General features: G+C 74.8%; 22 protein-coding genes. 12 read left to right on the top strand and 10 right to left on the bottom strand.

Annotated elements, in window-relative coordinates:
- Positions 1-89: 89 nt before the first annotated feature.
- The 8 genes from BS72_RS29100 to BS72_RS29135 form a co-directional block, all read right to left on the bottom strand.
- Positions 90-962 carry a sirohydrochlorin chelatase gene (locus tag BS72_RS29100; RefSeq protein WP_051951800.1) on the bottom strand — a complete coding sequence of 291 codons (873 nt, stop codon included), beginning with the start codon at positions 960-962 and terminating at the stop codon, positions 90-92.
- A gap of 308 nt (positions 963-1270) precedes the next feature.
- Positions 1271-2260 carry an N-acetylglucosamine kinase gene (locus BS72_RS29105; RefSeq protein WP_037914810.1) on the bottom strand — a complete coding sequence of 330 codons (990 nt, stop codon included), beginning with the start codon at positions 2258-2260 and terminating at the stop codon, positions 1271-1273.
- Positions 2261-2313: 53 nt separating this feature from the next.
- Entirely contained in the window at positions 2314-3171 is an 858-nt protein-coding gene (locus tag BS72_RS29110) for a phospholipid scramblase-related protein (RefSeq protein WP_037914811.1), read from the bottom strand.
- A 26-nt stretch (positions 3172-3197) separates the two neighbouring features.
- On the bottom strand, positions 3198-3875 hold the full coding sequence (locus tag BS72_RS29115) for a uracil-DNA glycosylase (RefSeq protein WP_078901718.1): 678 nt from the start codon (positions 3873-3875) through the stop codon (positions 3198-3200).
- A 143-nt stretch (positions 3876-4018) separates the two neighbouring features.
- On the bottom strand, positions 4019-4678 hold the full coding sequence (locus tag BS72_RS29120) for a TetR/AcrR family transcriptional regulator (RefSeq protein WP_037914814.1): 660 nt from the start codon (positions 4676-4678) through the stop codon (positions 4019-4021).
- Positions 4679-4884: 206 nt separating this feature from the next.
- Positions 4885-5619, bottom strand: a complete 735-nt coding sequence (locus tag BS72_RS29125; RefSeq protein WP_322942529.1) for an HAD family hydrolase — start codon at positions 5617-5619, stop codon at positions 4885-4887.
- Between the two features lie 850 nt (positions 5620-6469).
- On the bottom strand, positions 6470-7408 hold the full coding sequence (locus BS72_RS29130; protein ID WP_037914816.1) for a M56 family metallopeptidase: 939 nt from the start codon (positions 7406-7408) through the stop codon (positions 6470-6472).
- A gap of 127 nt (positions 7409-7535) precedes the next feature.
- Positions 7536-8132, bottom strand: a complete 597-nt coding sequence (locus BS72_RS29135) for a DUF5134 domain-containing protein (protein ID WP_037914818.1) — start codon at positions 8130-8132, stop codon at positions 7536-7538.
- 194 nt (positions 8133-8326) lie between these two features.
- On the opposite strand from BS72_RS29135, the gene BS72_RS29140 reads away from it, so the two are divergent.
- The 10 genes from BS72_RS29140 (at position 8327) to BS72_RS29185 (ending at position 18808) form a co-directional block, all read left to right on the top strand.
- Positions 8327-8920 (top strand): GNAT family N-acetyltransferase, encoded by a 594-nt coding sequence (locus tag BS72_RS29140; RefSeq protein ID WP_078901720.1) that lies wholly within the window; start codon positions 8327-8329, stop codon positions 8918-8920.
- Positions 8921-9905: 985 nt separating this feature from the next.
- Positions 9906-11303, top strand: coding sequence for a DUF6421 family protein (locus tag BS72_RS29145; RefSeq protein WP_037914820.1), 1398 nt, complete (start codon positions 9906-9908; stop codon positions 11301-11303).
- A gap of 23 nt (positions 11304-11326) precedes the next feature.
- Positions 11327-12085: an SDR family oxidoreductase gene (locus BS72_RS29150; protein WP_037918171.1), complete on the top strand. Its 759-nt coding sequence runs from the start codon at positions 11327-11329 to the stop codon at positions 12083-12085.
- A complete protein-coding gene (locus BS72_RS29155; RefSeq protein WP_232792692.1) occupies positions 12082-13185 on the top strand; it encodes a threonine aldolase family protein in 1104 nt (367 codons plus the stop codon). The genes BS72_RS29150 and BS72_RS29155 overlap by 4 nt, the downstream gene beginning before the upstream one ends.
- 48 nt (positions 13186-13233) lie before the next feature.
- Positions 13234-13833, top strand: a complete 600-nt coding sequence (locus BS72_RS29160) for a transglutaminase-like domain-containing protein (protein ID WP_037914823.1) — start codon at positions 13234-13236, stop codon at positions 13831-13833.
- Between the two features lie 145 nt (positions 13834-13978).
- The gene (locus tag BS72_RS29165) at positions 13979-14332 is read left to right on the top strand and encodes a thioredoxin family protein (protein WP_051951801.1); all 354 of its coding nucleotides are present in this window, start codon (positions 13979-13981) and stop codon (positions 14330-14332) included.
- Between the two features lie 340 nt (positions 14333-14672).
- Complete coding sequence (locus BS72_RS29170) at positions 14673-15215, top strand: flavin reductase family protein (RefSeq protein ID WP_051952065.1); 543 nt, start codon at positions 14673-14675, stop codon at positions 15213-15215.
- A gap of 349 nt (positions 15216-15564) precedes the next feature.
- Positions 15565-16350: an electron transfer flavoprotein subunit beta/FixA family protein gene (locus BS72_RS29175; RefSeq protein WP_037914824.1), complete on the top strand. Its 786-nt coding sequence runs from the start codon at positions 15565-15567 to the stop codon at positions 16348-16350.
- 91 nt (positions 16351-16441) lie between these two features.
- Positions 16442-17404 carry an electron transfer flavoprotein subunit alpha/FixB family protein gene (locus tag BS72_RS29180; protein ID WP_037914825.1) on the top strand — a complete coding sequence of 321 codons (963 nt, stop codon included), beginning with the start codon at positions 16442-16444 and terminating at the stop codon, positions 17402-17404.
- Positions 17405-17551: 147 nt separating this feature from the next.
- Positions 17552-18808: a DUF6986 family protein gene (locus BS72_RS29185; RefSeq protein WP_037914827.1), complete on the top strand. Its 1257-nt coding sequence runs from the start codon at positions 17552-17554 to the stop codon at positions 18806-18808.
- Positions 18809-18882: 74 nt separating this feature from the next.
- Here BS72_RS29185 and BS72_RS29190 read toward each other — a convergent pair whose 3' ends face one another.
- Positions 18883-19872 (bottom strand): LacI family DNA-binding transcriptional regulator, encoded by a 990-nt coding sequence (locus BS72_RS29190; RefSeq protein WP_051951802.1) that lies wholly within the window; start codon positions 19870-19872, stop codon positions 18883-18885.
- Positions 19873-20050: 178 nt separating this feature from the next.
- On the opposite strand from BS72_RS29190, the gene BS72_RS29195 reads away from it, so the two are divergent.
- A complete protein-coding gene (locus BS72_RS29195) occupies positions 20051-21019 on the top strand; it encodes an ROK family protein (protein WP_037914830.1) in 969 nt (322 codons plus the stop codon).
- A 278-nt stretch (positions 21020-21297) separates the two neighbouring features.
- Here the strand turns inward: BS72_RS29195 and BS72_RS29200 are convergent, their stop codons facing one another.
- Positions 21298-22521 carry an ROK family protein gene (locus tag BS72_RS29200; protein ID WP_037914832.1) on the bottom strand — a complete coding sequence of 408 codons (1224 nt, stop codon included), beginning with the start codon at positions 22519-22521 and terminating at the stop codon, positions 21298-21300.
- Positions 22522-22547: 26 nt separating this feature from the next.
- Between BS72_RS29200 and BS72_RS29205 the strand changes: the two genes are divergently transcribed.
- Positions 22548-24023 carry an MFS transporter gene (locus BS72_RS29205; protein WP_232792693.1) on the top strand — a complete coding sequence of 492 codons (1476 nt, stop codon included), beginning with the start codon at positions 22548-22550 and terminating at the stop codon, positions 24021-24023.
- The last annotated feature ends 35 nt before the right edge of the window (positions 24024-24058 follow it).

The following is a 24058-nucleotide window of genomic DNA, read 5'->3' on the forward strand; positions in this document are numbered from 1 at the left end:
GCCCCCGGAACCCCGGGTGACCCGCCCTCGTCGTCAACGGGCCGCGGCCGCGCCGCCGTCGCGGCACCCGCCGGGCGCACACCCCGCGGTCAGCGGGGCGCCCCCGACTGCGGGAGGCTGAGGCCGACCGCCGCGGCGTACTGGGTGACCACCAGCCGGCCGACCGCGGGGTACGGGCCGAGCGCGTCCGCACCCCCGCAGGCGGCCTCCGCGGCGGCCTCGTGGAGCAGCTGAGGGGCGATCTCCGGGCCGATCAGGCACGGTGCCAGGGCCAGCGTGGTGGACCCGGAGGAACGCAGCTGGTCGGCGGCACGGGCGATGGCACCGTCCTCGTCCAGCGCCGCCGCGAGCACCGGGACGGCCAGCCGGGCCGCGAGCAGCAGACCGGTGACGCCGGCCGCCTGGGCGGCCTCCTCGCCGCCCACCGTGGCCAGGATGATGCCGTCGGCCGCGGTCGCCACCGTGAACAGCCGCGCCCGGTCGGCGCGCGCCAGGCCCGCCTCGGACAGCCGCACGTGCAGCGCCTCGGCCAGCAGCGGGTGCGGGCCCAGCACGTCGGTCAGCTCGACCTGGGCCTTGCTGTCCGCCACCGCCTGCCGCACCTGGCGCAGCACCGCCGCCTCCGGCCCGGCCAGCAACGGAACCACCACAGCGGAGGTGTCCTCACCGGGACGCTCCGCCGCCACCTGGTCCAACACGCCGCGCAGCGACGGGAACTCCTCGTCGTTGCCGTCGACGAACCCGACCCGCGGGTCCAGACCGGACAGCTCGGACCGGGCGAGACTGACGACCTCCTCGGCGAGGCTCAGCGAGGCGGTCGTCGGGCTGCCAGGCACGGCGAGGACGAGAACCGGCGCCCCCTCCGGCGCGGACAGGGCCTCAGGGCGGCGGTGCCGCCCCGTCGGGCGGGGGCGCGGGTTGCGAACGGGGAGGCCGGGGGCGGGCTCTGTGGCGTTGCTCATGGCGTCGCATGCTAACGCCTCGCGGGACCCCGGTGTCGGGCCGGGTGAGAAGGAGGTCGCAAGTGTGGCGAAGTGTCCGGCTCTGCCACTCCCCGGGTCCTGCGGACGCGACCTTTGCGCAGGCCACACCGGGTGGTTGCGGCCTGCCTCCCGACGGGTCGCCGCGGACCGGGCACCGTTCGCGCGGTCCCTATGTCCGGGACACTCCCGGAACGGCCGGAAGCGGCGGCCGCGCGCTTCGGCGACCGGCCCGCCTCCGGTTGCTGCCGCCCTGCGGAGAGGGGCGCGACGCGCAGCCGCGCCCGTCCCTACCCCGCCTCCGAGACGGTCAGCAGCGCCGGGTCCAGGGGCAGCGGCAGGCCGTCCTCGTACAGCGCCGCCGCGATGAGCAGGGCCCCGTCGAGCGGATCGCCCTGGGCGGGCTTCAGCACGGCGTCCGGCAGCAGCCGCCCCGCCTGCTCGTGCAAGGGGCCGAGGAGCGGCTCGCCCATCCGGAACAGCCCGCCGGCCAGCGCCACGTCGACCGGCCCGGGCCCCGGCCGCACGGCGGCGGCCGACTCCAGGATGTGCGCCGCGGCCCGCCGGAGGATCATCCCCGCGGCCGCGTCGTCCGCGGCGGCGCAGGCGGCCACGTCAGGGGCGAACGAGGCCAGCACAGCCGCCCGGTCCTGCCGGGGGTAGAGCTGCCCCGGCAGCCCGGCCGCCGGCCCGAACCGCTGCTCCGCGCGCGCCAGCAGGGCCGTTGAACCGCCGGCCCGCCCGTCGTGCGCCCGCAGCGCCGCCTCCAGCCCCGCCCGGCCGATCCAGGCCCCGCTGCCCTCGTCGCCGAGCAGGTGGCCCCAGCCGTCGGCCCGGCGCCAGCCTCCGGTGCCGTCCGCGGCCGTGCCCAGCGCGATCATGCCGGTGCCGGCGGCGACGACCACCCCCGGCCGCAGTCCCAGCGCGCCCGCGTACGCGGTCACGGCGTCGCCGGCCAGGGCCAGGCGGCGTACCCCGAACGCGTCGGTCAGCGCCTGCGGGAGACGTGCCCGCAGGTCGTCGCCGAGGGTGGCCATCCCGGCCGCGCCCACGCACACCGCGTCGACCTGGCGCGCCCCGGCCTGCGCGCAGAGCCCCGCGACCAGGGGGAGCACCTGTTCGAGCAGGCTGTCCGCGTCGATGCCGCGCGGGCCGGTGACAGCGGGGCGGGACGACGAAGCGCTCCGAGTCCGCGTGACGTCGCCGACCTGCGCGCCCGCGCCGGTCTGCCCGGCCGCGCGGGCCAGGGCGACCCGCACCCCGGAGCCGCCGGAGTCCACTCCGAGAACCCAGCCGCCCGTTCCGGCGCCGTCGGCGGGGGAGCGCCGCGTGCTCAGCCCAACCCCCGGGAGTCCTGCTTCAAAGCGGTGTCCACGGTCAGGGCGGAGGCGACCACCATGCTCAGCAGCGGGTCCGCGAGCGGCCGGTGGATCTGGAGCACGTAGTTGTCGGCCGTGGTGAACATCGTCTTCGCCAGGCCCTCCCACGTCTTGGTGATCCGGGCGATCTCCGTCTCCGTGTGGTCCACGATGGCGAAGTTCCACGCCCGCCAGTTCTCCGCCTTGATGGCGCCGATCTGCTGGCCGTTGTACATGAAGCCGAAGGTGATCTTGCCGAAGGCGTTCTGCTGGACGATCTCGCCCAGCGGTTCGCCGTTCGCGCGCTGCACCAGCACCTTGGACTTGATGAGCTTCGCCGGGCGGGTCAGCACCAGGTGCGGCTGCCCGTGGGCGTCGCGCACCTCCAGCCTGTGGGTGAGGAACTGGTCCATGCTGGAGACGAACCGCAACACCTTCTTGGCGGTGCTCTGGCCGACCTCGACCACCGACCCCAGGATGTTCCCGTGCTGGTCGTAGACCGTGTACTCGTTCACCAGCTCGATCAGCTTGGCCTTCTGGTTCACCACCAGCACCGGCTCGGTGAACAGGCTGCCGCCGCCCGGCGCGCCCGGGGCGATGCCGGCCTGCTGCCGCACCTGCCGCTGGACCGTCGCGGGATCGGCCGGGCGGCTCACGTCGACCTCCCAGGCGCTGCCCTCGCCGCCGCCCCGCTGCTGGGCGGGAACGGCGCCGGGAACCGTGCCGGGGTTGGTGTGCTCGGTCCACTGGGTGCCGTCCCAGTACCTGAGGAGGTCGGGGGTGCCCACCGGATCGGCGTACCAGCCGGCCGGGGTGTTCGAAAGCGTGGTCACCGGGGCAGCGTACCGTGGCACTTCGGTCAGGGAAGCTGCCACTCGACGGGCTCCGCACCCTGCCCGGCCAGCAGGTCGTTGGTGCGGCTGAAGGGGCGCGAGCCGAAGAAGCCGCGATCCGCCGACATCGGCGACGGGTGCGAGGACTCGATGGCGGGCAGCTCGCCCAGCAGCGGCCGCAGGTTGCGGGCGTCGCGGCCCCACAGGATCGACACCAGCGGACGGCCACGCGCCGCCAGCGCCCGGATCGCCTGTTCGGTGACCTCCTCCCAGCCCTTGCCGCGGTGCGCCGCGGGCCGTCGGGGCGCGGTGGTGAGCGCCCTGTTGAGCAGCAGTACGCCCTGGCGCGTCCACGGGGTCAGGTCGCCGTTGGAGGGGCGGGGCGCGCCGATGTCGGCGTGCATCTCGCGGAAGATGTTCTCCAGGCTGCCCGGCAGCGGCCGCACCTCGGGCGCGACGGAGAAGCTGAGGCCCACCGCATGGCCCGGAGTGGGGTACGGGTCCTGGCCCACGATCAGCACTCTGACCTCGTCGAACGGCTGCTGAAAGGCACGCAGGACGTTCTGGCCGGCCGGCAGGTAGGTGCGGCCGGCCGCGATCTCGGCGCGGAGGAAGTCCCCCATCGCCGCCACCCGGTCGGCCACAGGGGCGAGTGCCTTCGCCCAGCCCGCTTCGACGATCTCGTGCAAAGGTCGCGCTGTCACGGCCCGTCACTCTACTGGCTCAACCGCCGCGTCCGGTAAGCGGTTCGTCCCGACCGTTGCCCCTGGGGTCCGCGCAGGACCGCTGCGGGCAGCGGAGCCCCCGTGGACGGCACGGGCCGGGGGCGGCGGCATGGGGTGCCTGATCAGCCGAGGGCCGTCCCGCCCGGCGCGGGCTCAGCCTTCCCGGCGGGCGTCCCCGGGACACCGTCGTCGGACGGCGGTCGGCCCGAGCGAGGGTCCAGGCCGTAGCGCTGGAAGAGCTCGGCCCGCAGCCGGGACAGGGGCATCGGCGCGCCCGGTAGCAGCAGCGCGACCGTCGTGCCCATCAGCAGCGCCCGCAGCATCCGGTACTCCTCGTCGGGATCGGGTGCCCCCCAGCGCTCCATCGTGTCGCGCAGCAGCGCCTGGAGCCGCTGCTGTTCGGGGCACCTGAGGAACCCCTCTTCCTGGAGGATCGCCGCCATGTGAATCCGCATCACCTTCGTGTGCGTGCGGGTGAGGCCGAGGATCGCGTCGATCGCACGGGCCAGCACTTCGCTGCCGTCCGACGGAACGGGTCCCTCTTCCAGCGCTGCGGCCAGCCGGTCGGCCATCAGGCGGTGCACGGCGGACTGCACCAGTGCCCGCTTCCCGGAGTAGTAGTACGAGACCAGGCCGCGTGCGGACCCCGCGCGCTGGGTGATGTCGGCCAGGGTCGTCGCCTCGTAGCCGCGTTCCTCGAGCAGTTCCACGGTGGCCTGGAGGAGGCGGTCCCGGGATCGCTTTCGCATCGCTTCGTTGACCGATGCGCTTCGAGGCGACATGCTTACTCCTGCGTTGACTGGCTGCGAGCCAATATACTCAGCGCTACCTGTCGGCCCCGTGCCGACGGGGATACGGGGGCCGGTTGCCTGCCCCGGCGACGCGGGGGATCGTCGGGGCAGGCACCGGTGTTCCGGTCCGTGGGACGTACCCGGTCGCGCGGTCCACCCGGTCCGCGCGGTGGATACGGGGGCGGCCGGCGGCGGGTTCAGGAACCGTGTCCGGATACCGGCGGCAGGTCGAGCACCCCGAGCAGCGCGTCCGGGCGCTCTTCCACCCGCAGCGGCTCCACCAGCAGGAACGGGCAGCCCAGCGCGGTGGCACCGCCATCCGCCCGGGCGTTGTCGCCGACCATCGCGGTGTCCCGGGCCGCGGTGCCCAGCGCGGCCAGCGCGATCCCGAAGATGCGCGGATCCGGCTTCTGCACCTCGTGTTCGAAGCTGAGCACGAACTCCCGGACGCCGCCCTTGAGCCCGTGGGCCTCGAAGACCGGACGCAGGTCCCAGCCGATGTTGCTCACCACGGCGACCGGGATGTTCCGCTCCTCCAACTCCTTCAGCGCGCGGGCCGTGTCGGGGTACGGCTGCCACGCCTCCGGGGCCATGTGGCGCTCGTAGAGGGCGTCGTGCACGTCCCACGGCAGGTCGACCAGTCGCGACAGGGCGGTGTACGCCTCCCGGTGGCGGCGGTCGGTCAGATCCCTGGCCTCCCACCGTTCGGCCAGGTGCGCGGGGAGCGCGCGGGGCTCGCCGCCACCCGGCTGGGCGCCCGCGGCCTCCAGCAGGCCGGCGTAGTGCGCGACCTCGTCCGGCTCGGCCGTCACGCCGGCCTCGGCGAGCGCCGCCGCGAGCCACTGCCGCGCGGGCTCGATCCTGAACAGGGTGCCGGAGAAGTCGAACATCACTCCGGACAGGCCGGTCCGGCCTTCGCTCGTCGTGTCCACGGGACCAGGATCGCAGGAAGGCCGGACGAAGTACGGTACGCCCCGGCCTGGTTGAGGTTTCCGGCGTCTGATACACGCCACGGTCGCAGGTGTCGCCGGCTCGGTCGGGAACGTCGGACCAGCCGCCGAGGGCGTCCTCCCGGTACCGCGGGCCCCTCTGGCCTCACGGGATTCACCCAGCCGCCCGCGCGCGCCACCCGGGCGGCGGACGGGACCCGCGCGGGAAGGCCCGTGGCGCTGTTGTGCCGTTCGCCGTGGGCATGTGGAAGGGCCGAGGCGTTCGCCCCGGCCCTCATGCGGCCGGCCCCGGGTCTTCTCACCGGTACGGCCTGCTCCCCGTTCCCCGTTCCCTGTTCCCTGTTCCCTGTTCCCTGTTCGCTGTTCCCCGTTCTCCCGCGCGCGTGCCGCGCGAGGCCCCGCTCTCGCCGGGCCGCTCAGCCCTCGCGGGACGGGCCGGACGGATTCGGCCGCGGCTCGGTGGAGCAACCGCCGCGGCGGCAGTCCGAGTTGGGACAGGACATGTGGTCACCTCCCCGCGTCCGTCCGGCCGGGGCGGACCCCGGCGGCACCCTTTCACCCGCTCAGACGTCTTCCACCCCTCGATCGGTTCATTCGCCTTTCGCGGACGCCCTGCCCCAGCGCGCCGCGCGGGGCGGACCGCCGGTCGGACGCCCGCCCGACCCGACCGAGAGGCCGTCCACAGGGCCCGGAGCGGCGGGGGCGACGGACGCCACGGGCGGACGAGCCGGGAAGGCCGGGCGGGGCGGGGCGCGGGAGCGGGGAGGACCGGTGGCCGTCAGCCGACGGCTCGGCGGGCCGTGCGCACGCGTCGCGGGTGGGGCGGGCCGACTCAGGTGAGGGCGTGCAGGCCCGGGCCGAGGGCGATCAGCAGCGGCACCGCCGGCACCAGCAGGGAAACGGCCGTCAACCGGACCCGGCGGCCCAGCGGGAGGCGCGGCGCCGGGGCGAGCAGGCGGCTGACCCGCCCGGGCAGTTCGGCGTGCGGCCCGTGGGCGGGCCCGAAGACGCCCCGCGGTTCGTTCAGTTCGACCAGCGCGAGCGCGGTGGTCAGCCGACCGAAGCGGCGCGAGGCCGTGTCGTCGGCGGCCAGCTCGATCAGCCGGTGGACCTGGTCGCGGAAGGCCGCGAAGACCGGGACCTGCGGGAAGCCGTCGGCGAGGGCGTCCGAGCAGTGCAGCAGCAGGTCGTGCCGAGCCTGTACGTGGCCCCGCTCGTGGGCGAGCACCGCGTCGAGCTGCCGCCCCTTGAGGCGGCGCAAGGCCGCTGTGGTGATGACCAGTTGCGGCTGCGCGCCCGACAGCCACCACGCGTCGGACCGGTCGTCCTCCAGGACGACCAGCCGCTCGCCGGCCGGCACCACCTCGCCGGGCAGCCGGGGGGCACGTTCGCGCAGGCCGGCCCGGCGTACCCGGCGCCGGCTGCGGGCCGTGCGCACCTCCCGGGTGAGCATCGCCGCCGTCCACACGCCGCCCAGGGCCAGTGTGACCGCGAGGGCGCCGGCCCACCGGCCGTATCCGGGCAGCCCGTAGGCGTCCTCGACGCCGGGCGGTGCGAACGCGAACACGTGGCCGCGTACCGCCGACCAGGTCGCGGACGCGGTCAGCGCCATCGCGAAGACACAGCACAGGAGGACCGCGGCGACCACGCACTGCCACACCCACAGAGCCAGGACGGGCTCGCGCTCCGGCCAGTCGGCCCGGGAGAGAAGACGTGGCGCCATTGCCGCCGTCAGTGCGCCGATCACCAGCAGCACGAACGGGACCGTCATGGGCTCACCCTAGGAGGCACGGCCGACACCGGGGTGTGGCGCCGCACGGATGTGACGCACGCCTCACAGCCTCCGGCGGAAGCCCTCGGCGGCGGGCCGCGGGCCGGTCGAAGCCGGCCTCGCCGCCTCACATCAGCAGGAGCATCACCAGCATCCCGAGGGCCATCGACACTCTGCAGGCCAGGGCCACTTCGGGGGAGTTGCGCAGCCGGGGAACGGCCCGCACGGAGCCCGTGGCCGGCGCCGTGCCCGCCGGGGCGCCCGGTATGAGGTCGGTCGGCGGTCCGACGGCCACCAGGCGGGCGCCGGAGCGCAGCACGAACCCGGCGAAGTACAGCGCGAGCAGCGCCGTCACCAGGGGAACGCCACCGCCCATGGCCATACCGCCGCTCCGGTCGGACGCCGCCCGAGCGGACTCGGCGGCCGCCGCCGCCATGTAGACCATGGCGGCCGAACCCACCACGTGGTGGATCCGGTGCCCGCGGACGGTGCCGCCGGGCCTGACCGGCAGGACCGCCCGCACGGTCGCGGCCGTGCTCACCGCGCACACCGCGCAGAGCGCCAGGACCAGCCACGGCCACGAGCGAAGGACCGGCAGTGCCATCACGGCCATCCCCAGGCCCATGGCCGCCTCGCTCCGGCCGCCGGTCCGCAGCAGGCAGGACACCGAAGTGGCCGTACTCAGTGCCACGAGCAGCCACGCGACCAGCGGCGATGCGTGCACGTCCGCTTCCCCCCGTCCGGCGAGTCCCCGCGCCGCCCGCGAGACCGGACCGCGTCGCACGCCCGGCGGCGTGTCCATCCAGACCTGCCCAGGGGGCGGGGGCGTAGACCCCAGCGCACCGAATCATCCAGGGGAGTGCGGCGTACGGCTTCGCGCCCCTCGGCGATCGGCGAGTGTCGACTAACCTGGCGCGCATGCACTCCAGCTCCACGCCCCCCGCGACCGGCCCCGCCGTCCCTGCCGCGCCCGCCGGTCCGCCCGCGCTCGGGCTGTCCTTCCGGCAGGCCGCCCGCGAGGACGTCCCGGCCCTGGTGGAACTGGTCGAGTCCGCCTACCGGGGCGACGCCAGCCGGGCCGGCTGGACGACCGAGGCGGACCTGCTGGGCGGGCAGCGCACCGACCCCGAGGGCGTCCTGGAGGCCATCGAGAAGCCCGGCAGCCTGCTGCTGACGGTGTGGGACGGAGGCGTCCTCGTGGGGTGCTGCCAGCTCGAACACCGCGACACGCATGCCTACTTCGGCATGTTCGCCGTGCGACCGGCACTCCAGGGCGCGGGGCTCGGCAAGGCCGTCATCGCGGAGGCGGAGCGCCTGGTCCGCGAGGACTGGGGCGTGCGCCTGATGCACATGACCGTGATCGTCCAGCGCGAGGAGCTGATCGCCTGGTACGAGCGCCGCGGTTACACCCGCACCGGCGAGCGGCTGCCCTTCCCCTACGGCCAGGAGCGCTTCGGCCTGCCCACCCGTGACGACCTCCAGTTCGAGCTGCTGACCAAGAACCTCGTCTGACCCGTCGGCGGTCCGGTCCGACCGCCTGCCGTGGACGGCCCGGGAGGTGCCGCAACGGGGTGCGGCCGGCGCCCCGCTCGGGCGGCGGGCCGCGGCCTGTCGAGGCTGACGGCTCGGCGGCCGCGGCGGTCCAGTGGCAGGGCAGGGGCAAGCGCTCCCTTCCGCGCCGTCTCGGCTGTCCAGGCCGTGGCGGCGGCCTCGCGGCCTGGCGGCCCCGGACGGTGTCCAGGCTCGGGCGGGAGAGCCCGCGCCGCCGACCAGGTGCGCGCCGACGGCCCCTGCCGGGGGTGCCGAGGTCCGGTACCGCTCCCCTCGGCCACGGCAACGGCCGCCCTCGGCCGCGGCGGCGCGCGGATGCCGGCGAGTGCCCCGCCGGTGGAGTCGGCACGCTGACCCGCGCGGCCTCACCGCGCTCCCGGAGCGACGAGGCCGGCACCCTGTCGGCCGCCAGGTCCTTGAGCCCGTCCCGGCCGGGCCGGTCGACGTCGTCCTTGCACCCCTCATCCAGCGCCCTTCGAACGCGAGTGCCAGGTGGCCCAGGTTCGGCGTCCGCTCCGCGCGGCTCGCCGACGGGCGGGTCGCGGACGCGGCGCCTGCGTCCGTCGCGGGGGCCAGTCGGGCGTCGTGGATGGCGGCCAGGGCCGCCGCCCCCCCGCTCCGGTGCGGGTCTGCCCGGGGCCGCGAAGGGCGTGCTCTTGGAGGCCGGCCCAGGGGAGTCCCGTCGGGCCCCCATGGCCCGGTGCGCCCGGTGCGCCCAGTCCCCCGTGTCCGGCGGCGGTGGTCCTCGGAGGCGCCGAAGCGGCTGGCCGACGCTTACAGCTTCCCTGCCGAACCGCAACTTCTGCCGGTCCATCCGGGGTGCAGGCAGCAAAAAATACTGTGTGCTGGGATATTCGCCGGAGGATCTGCATCGTTCCGCCTTGAACTCGCTCTGTGGCGTTGGATACGCTGATCGAGCAAGAGGTTCTTCTGTGAAGGAGGGGTTATGGCTGAGGTTCTTTCGCCGATGGGGGCCGGCTCCGGCGTGATATCCGGTGAAGGGGTACTCGGACACCCTCAGTGGCCGGTGCTGAAGCAGGCAGTGGAGGCGGTCCGGCCCTGGCAGCGGAAGGACGGCTCCGTCGACTTCGACGCCGAGGGCGCGCCCACCCGTGAGGACGCCGCCCGCGTCATCGGGCGCGTGGTCGACGCCCTGGAGCAGCTCTCCCCGCTGCTCCCGCACGACGCGGCATACCACCGGGCGCTCGCCGGCGACCTGACGCGCTGGAGCGACCAGGGGTTCGGCGTGCCGGACTTCCTCGACTCGCTGCTGGCCTTCCAGCCCGCCGCCGACCGCCGCGACGGCCTCCAGCACCTGGTGGTCTTCCCGATGTACACGCAGAACGGCAACCCGGACCGCAACCTGGAGGCGGTCGTCTTCCGTGTCGTCTGGCCGGAGTGGCTCGCCGAACTGGAGCGCACCCGCTACGACAACCCGATGTTCGTCCCGATCACCTTCGAGGACTTCACCCCGGGGTACGACACCAACTCCGCGGTGCTCTTCCCGGAGACCGTGGCCGTCCGGAAGGCCCCCGAGCGCTGGACCTGGGGCGCCATCTTCTGCGACCGCGAGGCCGCGCGCTTCCGCGCCGTCACCTCGGCCGCCGTGGAGGCCCTGGGGCTTGAGCTGCCCGAGGACGCCGCCCGGCTGGTGGCCGACCAGGAGCTCGCCCAGCAGACCTACACGCTGTGGGACATGATCCACGACCGCACCCACAGCCACGGCGACCTGCCGTTCGACCCCTTCATGATCAAGCAGCGGGCGCCGTTCTGGATGTACGGCCTGGAGGAGCTGCGCTGCGACCTGACCTCCTTCAGGGAGGCGGTCAAGCTGGAGGCCGAGGGCCACCCGATGGGCCGAGGCGTGCAGTACGCGATCCTCTTCGACCGGCTGTTCCGCTTCCCGGTCACCGGCGAGCGGGTGCGCAACTACGACGGACTGGGCGGCCAGCTGCTCTTCGCCTACCTCCACAAGCACGACGCCGTACGCTGGACGGACAACACGCTGCACATCGACTGGGAGCGTGCGCCCCAGGTGACCAACCAGCTCTGCGCCGAGATCGAGACCCTCTACCGGGACGGCATCGACCGCCCCAAGCTGGTGCACTGGTTCGCCGCCTACAAGCTGGTCGCGGCCTACCTCTCCCCGCACCCCGGCTCGGTCTGGGCCAAGGGTCCGGAGGCCCTGGACCTGTCGCTCCCGCCGCGCAAGCTGGTGGACGACGTGCTGCCGGACGAGTTTCCCCTCAGCATGTTCTATGAGGCCCTTGCGAAGCAGCTACGCGAGGTGATCGCGTCCACCAGGGGCATCACCGGTGACAGCGCGCTGGAGGGTGCCGCGTGACCGGCGCAGGCGAGGAGGCGGAGATGACCACCGACACGTACACGGGTGGACTCGACGGCGCGGTGATCGCCGTGGCAGGGGCAGGCGGTCCCGCCGGACGGGCCGTGCTCCACCGGCTCGCCCGGTCCGGCGCCCACGTGGTCGCCGCCGACGCCGACCCGCAGCGGCTGGCGGACGCCGTCGACGGCGCCCGCTACGAGGCCGGCGGCTCCGACGTCACCGGTGAGGTGGTCGACCTGTTCGACCTGGACTCGGCCCGGGCCTGGGCCGAGCGCATCGAGAAGGACCACGGCCGGGTCGACGGGCTGGTGCACCTGGTCGGCGGCTGGCGCGGCTCGGCGTCCTTCCCCGAGACGGAGCTCTCCGACTGGGACACCCTGGAGAAGCTGCTGGTCCGCACGGCCCAGCACACCAGCCTGGCCTTCCACGACGGGCTGCTGCGCAGCCCCGGCGGCCGCTACGTGCTGATCAGCGCGTCCGGGGCCAGCGCCCCCACGGCGGGCAACGCCGCCTACGGGGCGGCCAAGGCGGCCGCCGAGGCGTGGACGCTGGCCATGGGCGACTCCTTCCGCAAGCTGGCCCCCGGTGACGGGCCCGTCGCGGCGGCAGTCATCCTGGTGGTCAAAGCGCTGGTCCACGACGAGATGCGGGCCCAGCGCCCCAACGCCAAGTTCGCCGGCTTCACCGACGTGCGGGACCTCGCCGAGGCCGTCGCCGACGTGTGGAACGCCAGCCCCGAAGAAGTGAACGGAACCCGCCAGTGGCTGACGCCCCGACCGTGACCGGCCGGCCCGACCCCGAGTCCGCCCCGCAGAGCCCCGCCGGCGTCCAGCGCCGGCACGACCCGGCCGTCCGCGGCTTCGCCAGCGACAACTACGCCGGCGTGCACCCCGAGGTGCTGGCCGCCCTCGCGGCGGCCAACGGCGGCCACCAGGTCGCCTACGGAGAGGACGTCTACACCGAGCACCTGCAGGAGGTCTTCCGCGGGCTGTTCGGTCCGGCGGCCGAGGCCTACCCGGCCTTCAACGGCACCGGAGCCAACAACGTCGCGCTCCAGGCCCTCACCGAGCGGTGGGGCTCGGTGGTCTGCCCGGCCACCGCGCACATCAACACCGACGAGTGCGGCGCGCCCGAGCGGATCTCCGGGCTGAAGCTGCTGCCGGTGCCCACACCGGACGGCAAGCTCACCCCCGAGCTGATCGACCGCGAGGCGTTCGGTTTCGACGACGAGCACCGTGCCCAGCCCCAGGTCGTCTCGATCACGCAGACCACCGAGCTGGGCACCTGCTACACCCCCGAAGAGGTCAAGGCGGTCTGCGACCATGCCCACGACCTGGGGATGGCCGTCCACATGGACGGCGCCCGGATAGCCAACGCGGCCGCCACCCTGGGTGTCGAACCGTCGCGCTTCACCACGGAGGCCGGGGTCGACGTGCTGACCTTCGGCGGCACCAAGAACGGGCTGCTGATGGGCGAGTGCGTGGTCGTCCTGGACCCCTCCCGGGTGCGGGGCATCCCCTACCTGCGCAAGCAGTCCATGCAGTTGGCGTCGAAGATGCGCTTCGTGTCGGTGCAGTTCGAGGCGCTGCTCGCGGACGGCCTGTGGCTGCGCAGTGCCACCCGCGCCAACGCGATGGCCAAGCGGCTGGAGAGCGCGGTCCGGGCCGTGGACGGGGTGACGGTGACGCGGCCCGTGCAGTCCAACGCGGTCTTCGCCACGCTGCCCGGGGAGGTCATCGAGCGGCTCCAGAAGCGCTTCCGCTTCTACACCTGGGACGAGGCCGCGCACGAGGTGCGGTGGATGTGCGCCTTCGACACCACCGAGGGGGACGTCGACGCGTTCGCGACGGCGATCGCCGAGGAAATGCATAACTATTCGTAGGAACGTAAAACTATTGATTCGAGGCCGGGGGTTCTCTAGGGTTCCGGCATGGAACCCATACCGGAAGCCCCCGGTCTCGCGCCCTACCTGGCGGCGGACGACGTCATCGACCACGGTCACCCGGAGGTGGCCGCCACCGCCGCCCGGCTGCGCCACCAGGCCGCCACGCCCGAGGACTATGCCCGGGCCGCCTACGTGTACGTGCGGGACGAGGTGCCCCACTCCTTCGACAGCGGCGACGACCGCGTCGCCTGGCGGGCCTCGGACGTCCTCGCCACCCGCAACGGCATCTGCTACGCCAAGGCGCACGCCCTGGTCGCCCTGCTGCGCCACGAGGGCATCCCGGCCGGCCTCTGCTACCAGCGGCTGACCGAGGACGACGGCAGCGATCCCGTCGTGCACGGCCTGATCGCCCTCCGACTGTCCGGAACCGGGCGCTGGAGCCGGCAGGACCCGCGCGGCAACAAGCCAGGGGTGGACGCCCGGTTCTCCCTCGGCGAGGAGCGGCTCGCCTTTCCCGTGCGCCCCGTGCTCGGCGAGCTCGACTACCCCGCGCTGTACGCGGCACCGCCGGCTCCCGTGCTGGCGGCGCTGCGCGGCGCCGCCGACCGGGCCGACCTCGCCTCCCGGATACCGGACCGGATCTGACCCGATGCCGTGCGGCGCGTGCCGCGCCGCACGGCGGGTCCTGGGAATGACCGTCGTCCGGCGTGCGCTGCACTCGGTGCGGGACCGGGCGCCGCGGCGTCGGAGCCGGGCCCGCGGACATGACGGCGAGCAGGTGGGAGGACGCGTGCGGGCGGAATCGGGCGACGGGGCCGGGGAGCTCGGCCACGGTGGAGCGCGGCTGACGTCGGCGGACCTGGGCGCGCCCCTGGGTGAGCGGGCCACCCTGGTGCAGTTCTCCACGGCTTTCTGCGCCCCCTGCCGCGCCACCCGGCGGGTGCTGCGGGAGGTCGCCGCGATGGTGGACGGCGTCCGCCACGTCGAGGTCGACGCGGAGGCGCGCCTGGAGCTGGTGCGGCGGCTGGAAGTGCGCAGGACGCCGACCGTCCTGGTGCTCGACGCGGGCGGGGCGGTGGTGCGCCGGGCCGCCGGCCAGCCCCGCCGCGCGGACGTGATCGCCGCTCTGGGTGCCGCCGTGTGAGGTCCTGCCGGTGCGGTGGTGCGGTGGTGCGGTGGTGCGGTGGTGCGGTGGTGCGGTGGTGCGGTGGTGCGGTGGTGCGGTGGTGCGGTGGTGCTCCCGGTGTGACGGTGCTTGCAGCGGCTGACGCACCCTTGACGTCAGGCCGTGATGATCGTCAGATTGAGCAGACGTCCCCGGACCCCTGTCCGCGCGCTCCGGCCCGCAACGGCGCCCCGGGGAGCCGAGTGACCGCGCCGGCATCCCTACCGCCCGCCCAAGGACCCATGTGAGCGCCCAGTCTGACCGCGTCTCGGCCCGTCCCCACCGCGCCCCCTCCGGCGCCCCGGCGCCGGAGGGCTCCGTGCCGCCCGTCGAGGCCCCCGGCACGCTCGACGCGGGTGTGTTCCGGTCCGTCTTCCGGCGGCACGCCGCCGGGGTCGCCGTCGTCACCGCCCAGGGACCCGCCGGCCCGGCCGGTTTCACCGCCACCTCGCTCACCTCGGTGGCGGCCGATCCGCCGCTGTTCTCCTTCGGCGTCAGCGTGCGCTCCTCCTGCTGGCCGACGTTCTCCGCGGCCTCGTACGTGGCGGTCCACGTCCTCGGCGCCCACCAGCAGGAGACGGCCGCGCTCTTCGCCCGCTCCGGCGCCGACCGGTTCGGCGCCCCGACCGTCTGGGCGCCCGGTCCGCACGGGGTTCCGCTCCTGGAGGGGGCCGCGGCGTGGCTGGTGGGCCGGGTGGCCGCGCTGGTGCCGGCCGGCGATCACCGGATCGTCGTGGCCGAGGCGGTGGCCGGCGACCCGCACGGCCCCGGCGGCCCGCTGCTCTACCACCAGGGTGCCTACCACCGGCTCCCCGACCCGTCCGCCCCCGTCCCCGCCCAGCGGTCGACCGGCGCGGTGTGACGCCCGGAGCCACCCGGCCGAACGCGGCGCGCGCCTGTCCCCCCGGCGGGCCGGGGGCGGTGTGTCTCCGACCGCCGCCGGGCGTCTCGCAGGTCACAGTGCAAGAGCGGCGCGGACGGGTAGGCTCCCTCTCGTACTGGTGAGTAATATATTCGCCGGTGCGGTTGCCGTGCCCCGGCCGGAAACCGTCCCACCGGCGAATATGCTGCCCTTCCGGGGTCCGCCCCGGGGTGTGCGCCGGGGTCCGCGGCCGTGGTCGGGACGGAGTCCGGGGCGCTTCCGGCGGCAGGGGCCGGGCGGTTGGACGAAGACGTGCAGACGTGCAGAACGACGCAGTAGGAGAGCTGGCGTGAGTCTGAGGATCGTAGTCGCAGTGAAGTACGTGCCTGACGCCACCGGCGACCGCCATTTCGCGGAGGACCTGACCACCGATCGCGACGCGGTGGACGGGCTGCTGTCGGAGCTGGACGAGTACGCGGTGGAGCAGGCCCTGCAGATCGCCGAGGCTGTCGGCGACGCCGAGGTCACGGCGGTGACGGTGGGTCCGGAGGACGCCCGCGGCGCGGTGCTCAAGGCGCTGCAGATGGGTGCCGCCAAGGGCGTGCACGTGGAGGATGACGCGCTGCACGGTACGGACGTCATCGGGACCTCTCTGGTGCTGGCCAAGGCGATCGAGCACGTGGGCTTCGACCTGGTGGTCACCGGTATGGCGTCGACGGACGGTACGGCGGGCGTGGTGCCGGCGCTGCTGGCCGAGCGGCTCGGTGTTCCGCAGGTGACGCTGCTGTCCCAGGTCGGTGTCGCCGAGGGCAAGGTCGTCGGGCGGCGGGACGGCGACACGGCGAGCGAGGAGCTGGAGGCGGCGCTGCCGGCCTTGGTGTCCGTCACCGACCAGTCGGGTGAGGCCCGTTACCCGTCGTTCAAGGGCATCATGGGCGCGAAGAAGAAGCCGCTGGAGAGCCTGGACCTGTCCGACCTGGGTGTCGAGGCATCGGAGGTCGGCCTGGCCGCCGCGTGGACGGCCGTCGACGACGCGACCGCGCGTCCGGCCCGTACCGCCGGCACGATCGTGAAGGACGAGGGCGAGGGCGGCAGGCAGCTGGCCGAGTTCCTGGCCTCGCAGAAGTTCGTCTGAGCCTGCGCGGAGCCCTCCGCCGGCCGCGAGCAGGCGGCCGGGGCACCAGCGCAGACGCCCGCACACACCTTTCCGCAGGAGACAGATTCCCATGGCTGAAGTCCTCGTCTACGTCGACCACGCGGACGGCGCCGTCCGCAAGCCGACCCTCGAACTGCTCACCCTGGCCCGCCGGATCGGCGACCCGGTCGCCGTCCACCTCGGCCCCGGCGCGCAGGAGGCCGCCAAGGTGCTCGGCGAGCACGGCGCGGTCCGGGTGCTGGCCGCCGACGCCCCGGAGTTCTCGGACTACCTGGTCGTCCCCAAGGTCGACGCGCTGCAGGCCGCGGCCCAGGCCGTCCAGCCCGCCGCGATCCTGGTGCCGTCCTCCGGCGAGGGCAAGGAGATCGCCGCCCGCCTGGCGCTGCGCCTGGGCTCGGGGATCATCACCGACGCGGTGGACGTGACCGCCGGAGACGACGGCCCGGTCGCCACCCAGTCGGCGTTCGCCGCCGCGTTCACCACCCGCTCCCGTGTCACCCGCGGGGTGCCCGTGATCACCGTCAAGCCCAACTCGGCCCCGGTGCAGGCCGCTCCCGCCGCCGGCGCGGTCGAGGCGCTCCAGGTCGCCTTCGGCGAGCTGGCCACCGGCACCAAGGTGGTCTCCCGCACCCCGCGCGCCTCCACCGGGCGCCCCGAGCTCACCGAGGCGGCGATCGTGGTCTCCGGCGGCCGCGGCGTCAACGGGGCGGAGAACTTCTCCCTCATCGAGGAGCTCGCCGACTCCCTCGGCGCGGCCGTGGGCGCCTCCCGCGCCGCCGTGGACGCCGGCTGGTACCCGCACAGCAACCAGGTCGGCCAGACCGGCAAGACGGTCTCCCCGCAGCTCTACATCGCCAACGGCATCTCCGGCGCCATCCAGCACCGCGCCGGCATGCAGACCTCCAAGACCATCGTCGCGGTCAACAAGGACGCCGAAGCCCCGATCTTCGACCTCGTCGACTACGGCGTCGTCGGCGACCTCTTCCAGGTCGTTCCCCAGCTCACCGCCGAGATCAAGGCCCGCAAGGGCTGAACCACCCCGACCCGGACCACACCAGGCCCCCGCGCACCCCCGGCGCGGGGGCCTGACACGTCACCGGCGGCGCGGCGAGGCCCCGTTGACCCCCGCGCCCGCCACGGCTAGCTTGCGCGTCATCGGACTGCCGAACCGGAGGTGCGGATGCCGGCCGTGACGACGCTCGCGGACGCCGTACGCGCGCGGATCGGCGCCTCGCTGGCCGCCACCGACGCGGAACTCGCCCGCAGGTACCCCGGGGAGCCCGCCGTCCGGCAGCCGGTGCACACCGTCTACGTCCCGGCCGGCGCCTTCACCCCGACCACCACCCGGGAGTGGGGCGCGGCCGCCCTCGGCGCCCTGGACGCCCACGCGCCCGACGCACAGGCCCTGGGCGCCGCGCTCGGCCTCGACGCCGTCCACGCCGGCGAGATCCACGACCGTGTCCGGGCCAAACTGCGCGCGGAGCCGGTGGAGGACCTGCGGATCGACTTCGAGGACGGCTACGGCCGGCGCCCCGACGCCGAGGAGGACGCCGCCGCGCTCGCGGCAGCCCGCGCCGTGGCGGCCGCTGCCGCCGACGGCACCGCGCCCCCCTGCGTCGGCATCCGGGTCAAGGGCATGGAGGCCGACGTCCGGGACCGCGGAATCCGCACCCTGGACCTTTTCCTGACCGCGCTCCTGGACGCCGGGCCGCTGCCCACCGGGCTGGTGCTCACCCTGCCCAAGGTGACCTTCCCGGCACAGGCGGCGGCGATGGCCGAGGTGTGCGCGCAGTTCGAGCAGGCCGCCGGGCTGCCCGCGGGCCGTCTCGGCTTCGAGATACAGATCGAGACGACCCAGGCGGTCGTGGGCCCCGACGGCACCGCGACCGTGCCCCGGCTGCTGGAGGCCGCCGGCGGGCGGGTGACCGCGCTGCACTACGGCACCTTCGACTACAGCGCCGCCTGCGGGGTGAGCGCGGCCCACCAGTCGCCCGACCACCCGGCGGCCGACCACGCCAAGGCGGTCATGCAGGCCGCGGCGGCCGGTACCGGCGTGCGGCTGAGCGACGGTTCGACCAACGTCCTTCCGGTCGGCACCGCCGCCCAGGTGCGCACCGCCTGGCGGCACCACTACGGGCTGGTGCGCCGCTCTCTGGCCCGCGCCTACTACCAGGGCTGGGACATGCACCCAGGGCACCTGGTCAGCCGCTACGCCGCCACCTACGCCTTCTACCGGGAGGGCCTGGACGCCGCTGCCGCCCGGCTGGCCGCCTACACCGCCGGCGTGTCCGGCGGCGTGCTCGACGAACCGGCCACCGCCCGGGCGCTCAGCGGCCACCTGCTGCGCGGCCTGGACTGCGGCGCCGTCGACCTCGCCGAGGTCACCGGCCGTACCGGCCTCGCCCGCGTCGATCTCGACGCCCTCGCCGGACGCTGATCACCCTGCCGCGCCGACGAACCGCGACCGCCTCCCCGCTGACGGCGCCTCAGCCGGGTGCCCCGGGCACCCGGTCAGCGGGCCGGAGGGATCTCGCCCGAACCGCGCTCGATCAGCCGCACCGGAAGCTCCACCCGGCTCGGCTCCGCCGCCGCCACGCCGTCCAGCCGGCGGAAGAGCTGCTGCGCGGCGCTGCGGCCCAGCCCTCCGGCGTCCTGAGCCACCACCGTCACCGGCGGGTCCAGCAGATCGGCGAGCTCGAAGTCGTCGAAGCCCACCAGCGCCACCGGGTCGGGGCGTCCGGACAGCACCCGCACGGCCGTGACCGTGACCCGGTTGTTGCCCGCGAAGAGCGCCGTCACCGGCTCGGGGCCGGAGAGCATCACGTCCAGGGCCGCCCGGACCCGGTCGGGCGTGGTGGGGCCCATCGCGTACCACTCCGGGCGCACCGTGAGGCCCGCCGCGGCCATCGCCTCCCGGTAGCCGCGCAGCCGCTCGCCGGCCGTGTGGATGCCCGGCTGGTCCCCGATGAACCCGATCCTGCGGTGCCCGTGCGCGATCAGGTGCGCGACGCCCAACCGGGTGCCGCCGGCGTTGTCGCTGAGGACCATGTCCGCGTCCAGCCGGCCGGCGGGCCGGTCGACGAACACGGTGGCCACCCCGGCCGCTATCTCCGGCACCAGGTAGCGGTGGTCCTCGCCGGCCGGCACCACGACCAGGCCGTCCACCCGGCGCGCGCAGAAGGCCAGCACCAACTCCTGCTCCCGGCGCGGGTCCTCCGCGCTCGACCCGGTGAACAGCAGCGCCCCGTGCGAGCGGGCCACGTCCTCCACCGCCCTGCTGAGAATCGCGTAGAACGGGTCGGCGAGGTCCTCCAGAACCAGCCCGACGCTGGCCGTTCGGCGGGTCCGCAGCAGCCGCGCGCTGTCGTTGCGCCGGAAGCCGAGGGCGTCGATGGCGGCCTGGACCCGGGCGGCGGTCTCCGGGGTCACGCCCGGCTCCTCGTTCACCACACGCGACACCGTCTTGAGGCCGACACCCGCACGGGCGGCGACGTCCTTCATGGTGGGGCGGGGCGTATGTCCTGGTGTCTGGGTCACGGTGGTCAGTATTCCTTGAAGCCCGAGATGGACAACGTTGTCACGACAAGCGAGACTATCCCCAGGCACCGCTGTGCCGAAACACCCGACCCGGTGCCGTAGCGGCGTACCGCGGACGACGATTGAAGGAGATACTGCGGCAATGCACCCACACGGCGCGACCGGTCCACTCGTGGCCGCACTGGACATCGGCGGCACCAAGATCGCCGGCGCGCTCGTCGACGCCGAGGGACGGCTGCTGGCACGTGCGCTGCGGCCCACCCCGCCGGGCGGCGACGGGGAGAGCGTCATGGCCGCCGTCGGGGAGGTCCTCGGCGAGCTGCGGGCCGCGCCCGGATGGCCGGAGGCGGTCGCGGTCGGCATCGGCAGCGCGGGGCCCGTGGACGCGGTGCGGGGGACCGTCAGCCCGGTCAACGTGCCCGGATGGCGGGACTTCCCGCTCGTGTCCCGGGTCCAGGAGGCGGCGGGCGGCCTGCCGGTGGTCCTCGCCGGCGACGGTGTGGCCATGACGGCGGCCGAGCACTGGCAGGGCGCGGCCCGCGGCTACGACAACGCGCTGTGCATGGTCGTCTCCACCGGCGTCGGCGGCGGGCTGGTGCTCGGCGGGTCCCTGCTGCCCGGGCCGACCGGCAACGCCGGCCACATCGGGCACATCAGCGTCGACCTCGACGGCGACCTGTGCCCCTGCGGCTCGCGCGGCTGCGTGGAGCGGATCGCCAGCGGGCCGAACATCGCCCGGCGGGCCGTTGAGACGGGCTGGCGGCCGGCGGACGGCGTCGCCGCGACGGCCGCCGCGGTGGCCGAGTCCGCGCGGGCCGGCGACCCGGTCGCGGTGGCCTCCTTCGACCGCGCGGCACAGGCGCTCGCCGCCGGCATAGCCGCCACGGCCACCCTGGTGGAGATCCAGGTGGCCGTCATCGGCGGCGGCGTGTCCGCGGCCGGCCCGCTGCTGTTCGACCCCCTTCGCGAGCACCTGCGGCGCTACGCCACCCTCTCCTTCGCCGCCGGCGTGGAGGTGGTCCCGGCCAAGCTCGGCACGGACGCGGGTCTGGTCGGGGCTGCTGCGGCGGCGGCATCGGCCCTCCAGCTGTTCACCCTCGCCGCGGCCTGACGGCTCGGCGACCGGGGCGCTGACCAGGCTTTCAGCGGAGGCGTGGTGGGCGACCCGGGGGCGCGACCGGCCTCCCAGGGGAGGCGGTTCGCGCCCCGGGGAGCGCGGGAAGCCCCTCAGCTCATCAGCCCCTCAGCTCATCGGATCACCCGCTGTGCGGGGCGACCTTGGCGTGGCCGCGACGAGCGAGAGCCTTGCCGCGAGGGCCCTTACGGCGCGGGTCGGCTCGCCGCCGGGCCCGCCGGCCGTCGGCGCGCTGCCGGCGGCGGCAGGCCGGTTCAGCCGCCCAGGGCGGCCAGGGGGTCGTCGAGGACCGGCTGCCAGGCCAGTTCGGCCGCGCCCACCAGGCTGTTGTGGTCGAGCGCGCAGGCCAGCAGCGGGACGCTCCCGCTGCGTCCCCACAGGCTCCGATCGGCCACCACCGCGCGCAGCCGCTCGGGGTCGGCGTCCAGGAGGTGCCGGTGCAGGCCGCCCAGCAGGACGCGGTCCGGGTTGAGGACGTTCACCAGCCCCGCCAGGCCCGCCCCCAGACGGTCGATCAGCACGTGCGCCGCACCGCGGACCGCCGGATCGGCGTACTGCGTGCGCAGCAGGTCGGCGGCCTGCCGGAGCAGGGAGACCTCGGGCCCTGCCGGGCGCCCGGCCGCCTCCAGGAAGGCCAGCGGGTCCGTCTCGATGTCCAGGCAGCCGCGCGAACCGCAGTGGCAGGGCCGCCCGTCGGGTACGACGGTCAGGTGGCCCACCTCCAGGGCGAGCCCGGCGCTGCCGGTGTGCAGCCGCCCGTCCAGGACCAGGGCGCCGCCCACTCCGCGGTGGCCCGACGCGACCACCAGCAGGTGCTGGGCGTCCTGCCCTGCGCCGTGGCGGTGCTCGGCCAGGGCGGCGACGTTGACGTCGTTGCCCACGAAGCAGGGAACCGGACGGCCGTCCGGCCCCAGGACCCCGGTCCGGGCCACCTGCTCGGTGAGGATGCGCAGAACGGGCGCGCCCGCCGGCCAGGCCAGGTGGAGGGGGTTGAGGGCGGTCCCCTCGGGCTCGGCGATCGCCGAGGGCACCGCGAGCCCGGCGCCCACGCACACCCGCCCGTGCGCTCCGAGCAGTTCCGCGCCCGCCCGCACCACCTCGCCCAGCACCTGGGCGGGGTCGGCCGATACGGTCGTGCACCCGGGGGCGGTGGCCACGATCCCGCCTCCGAGGCCGACCAGCGCCGCGCGGAAGCCGTCGGAGTGCACTTGCAGAGCGAGAGCGACCGGACCGTCGGGTGCGACGTCCAGCCGGTGCGAGGGACGCCCCTGGGCACCCGAAGGACCGTTCGGCCGCGTGTCGACCTTGATCAGGCCGAGCGCCTCCAGTTCGGCCGCCACGGCCCCGGCCGTCGCACGGGTGACGCCGAGTTCCGCCGTGAGCAGCGCGCGCGTCGCGGCGCGGCCTGTGTGCACCAGGCCGAGGGCCGGGCCGAGGGCACCGCGACCGCGCTCAAGCCTTGTCCGAGTCTGTGTCACCGCTCTATTCTCACTTTGTGCCGACGATGAACAAAATAGGGACGACGCTGTCCCGATCCCGCCCCGCGGGCACGGACCCCGTTCTGTACCGCGTACGGATCGCCGTCTCGGCGTTCTTCGCGCTCGACGGCTTCGTCTTCGCGGGCTGGGTGGTGCGGATTCCCGCGATCAAGGCCCAGGTCGGCGCCTCCGCCGGACAGTTGGGCCTGGCGCTGCTCGGCGTGTCGGCCGGCGCCGTGGCCGTCATGATGCTTACCGGCCGGATGTGCCGGGCGTTCGGCAACGAGCGGATGACGGTGGTCACGGGCACCGTCCTGTCCCTCAGTATCGCCCTTCCGCCGCGCACCCACACGGCTCTGTCGCTCGGGCTGGTGCTGGTGCTCTTCGGCATCTGCTACGGCAGCCTGAACGTCGCCATGAACAGTGCCGCCGTCGATGTGGTGGCGGCCCTGGACCGCCCGGTGATGTCCAGCTTCCACGGCGCCTACAGCCTGGGCGCCCTGCTCGGAGCCGGCGTCGGGGGCCTGCTGGCGCCGCACCTGTCGCCGTCCGCGCACCTGCTGCTACTCACCCCGGTCGGCCTGCTGACCGTCTTCCTGGCCGGCCGGGTGCTGCTGGCGCACCCGCTCAGCCACCCGGGACGGCGCGTCCTCCGCAGCAGCGGGGAGGGCACGGAGGGTTCGAACGCGACCGCGCCGTCCGGCGAGCGGGCGGACGGCGCGGAGCGCCGCGTCCATGCCGCGCCGCGCACCGGCACGGAGGCGGAGGCCGGTGCCCGCCGCGGGCCGGGGACCGACGCGGCGACCGCGCCCCCCGCCGGGGACGGCCTGCTGGTACGCGAGGGGACGCGGCCGGCTCGGGACCGGCTGCCTCGCGCGACGGAGCGCGGACAGGCCGCCGGCCACCCGGAAGACCGAGGCGAGCGCCGCCGGACCGCGTTCTACGTCGTGGTGATCGGCCTCATCGCGGCCTGTTCGGCCTACGGGGAGGGCGCGATCGCGGAGTGGGGGGCACTCCACCTCCAGCAGGACCTGCACACCGGACCGGCCCTCGCCGCCGCCGGCTACGGCGCCGTCACCCTGACGATGACCGTCGGCCGGCTGAGCGGCACCGCGCTCATCACCCGGATAGGGCACACCCGCGCCCTGGTGCTCGGCGGGCTCGCCGCCTCCGCCGGCATGCTGCTGGGCGCGCTCGCGCCGTTCACCGCGCTGGTGGTGCTCGGCTTCGCGGTGACCGGCCTGGGCCTGGCCAACCTCTTCCCGACCGCCATCGCCCGGGCAGGCGCCCTGACCGGCCCGAGCGGGGTGGCCGTCGCCTCCACCCTCGGCTACGGCGGCATGCTCATCGGGCCGCCCTCCATCGGTTTCATCACCGAGGGGGTGGGCCTGCCCGTCGCGTTGACGACCGTCTCCGTACTGGCTGCCGTGGCCGCCGGCATCGCCTGGCTGGTCCGGGGCGGCAGCACTCCGGGCGTCACCGTCGAGTCCCGGTCGGAGTAGTCCGCGGCGGCCCGGGCCACGCGCCGTACACGAGG

This window comes from Actinacidiphila yeochonensis CN732 (assembly GCF_000745345.1).
GTDB lineage: Bacteria > Actinomycetota > Actinomycetes > Streptomycetales > Streptomycetaceae > Actinacidiphila > Actinacidiphila yeochonensis.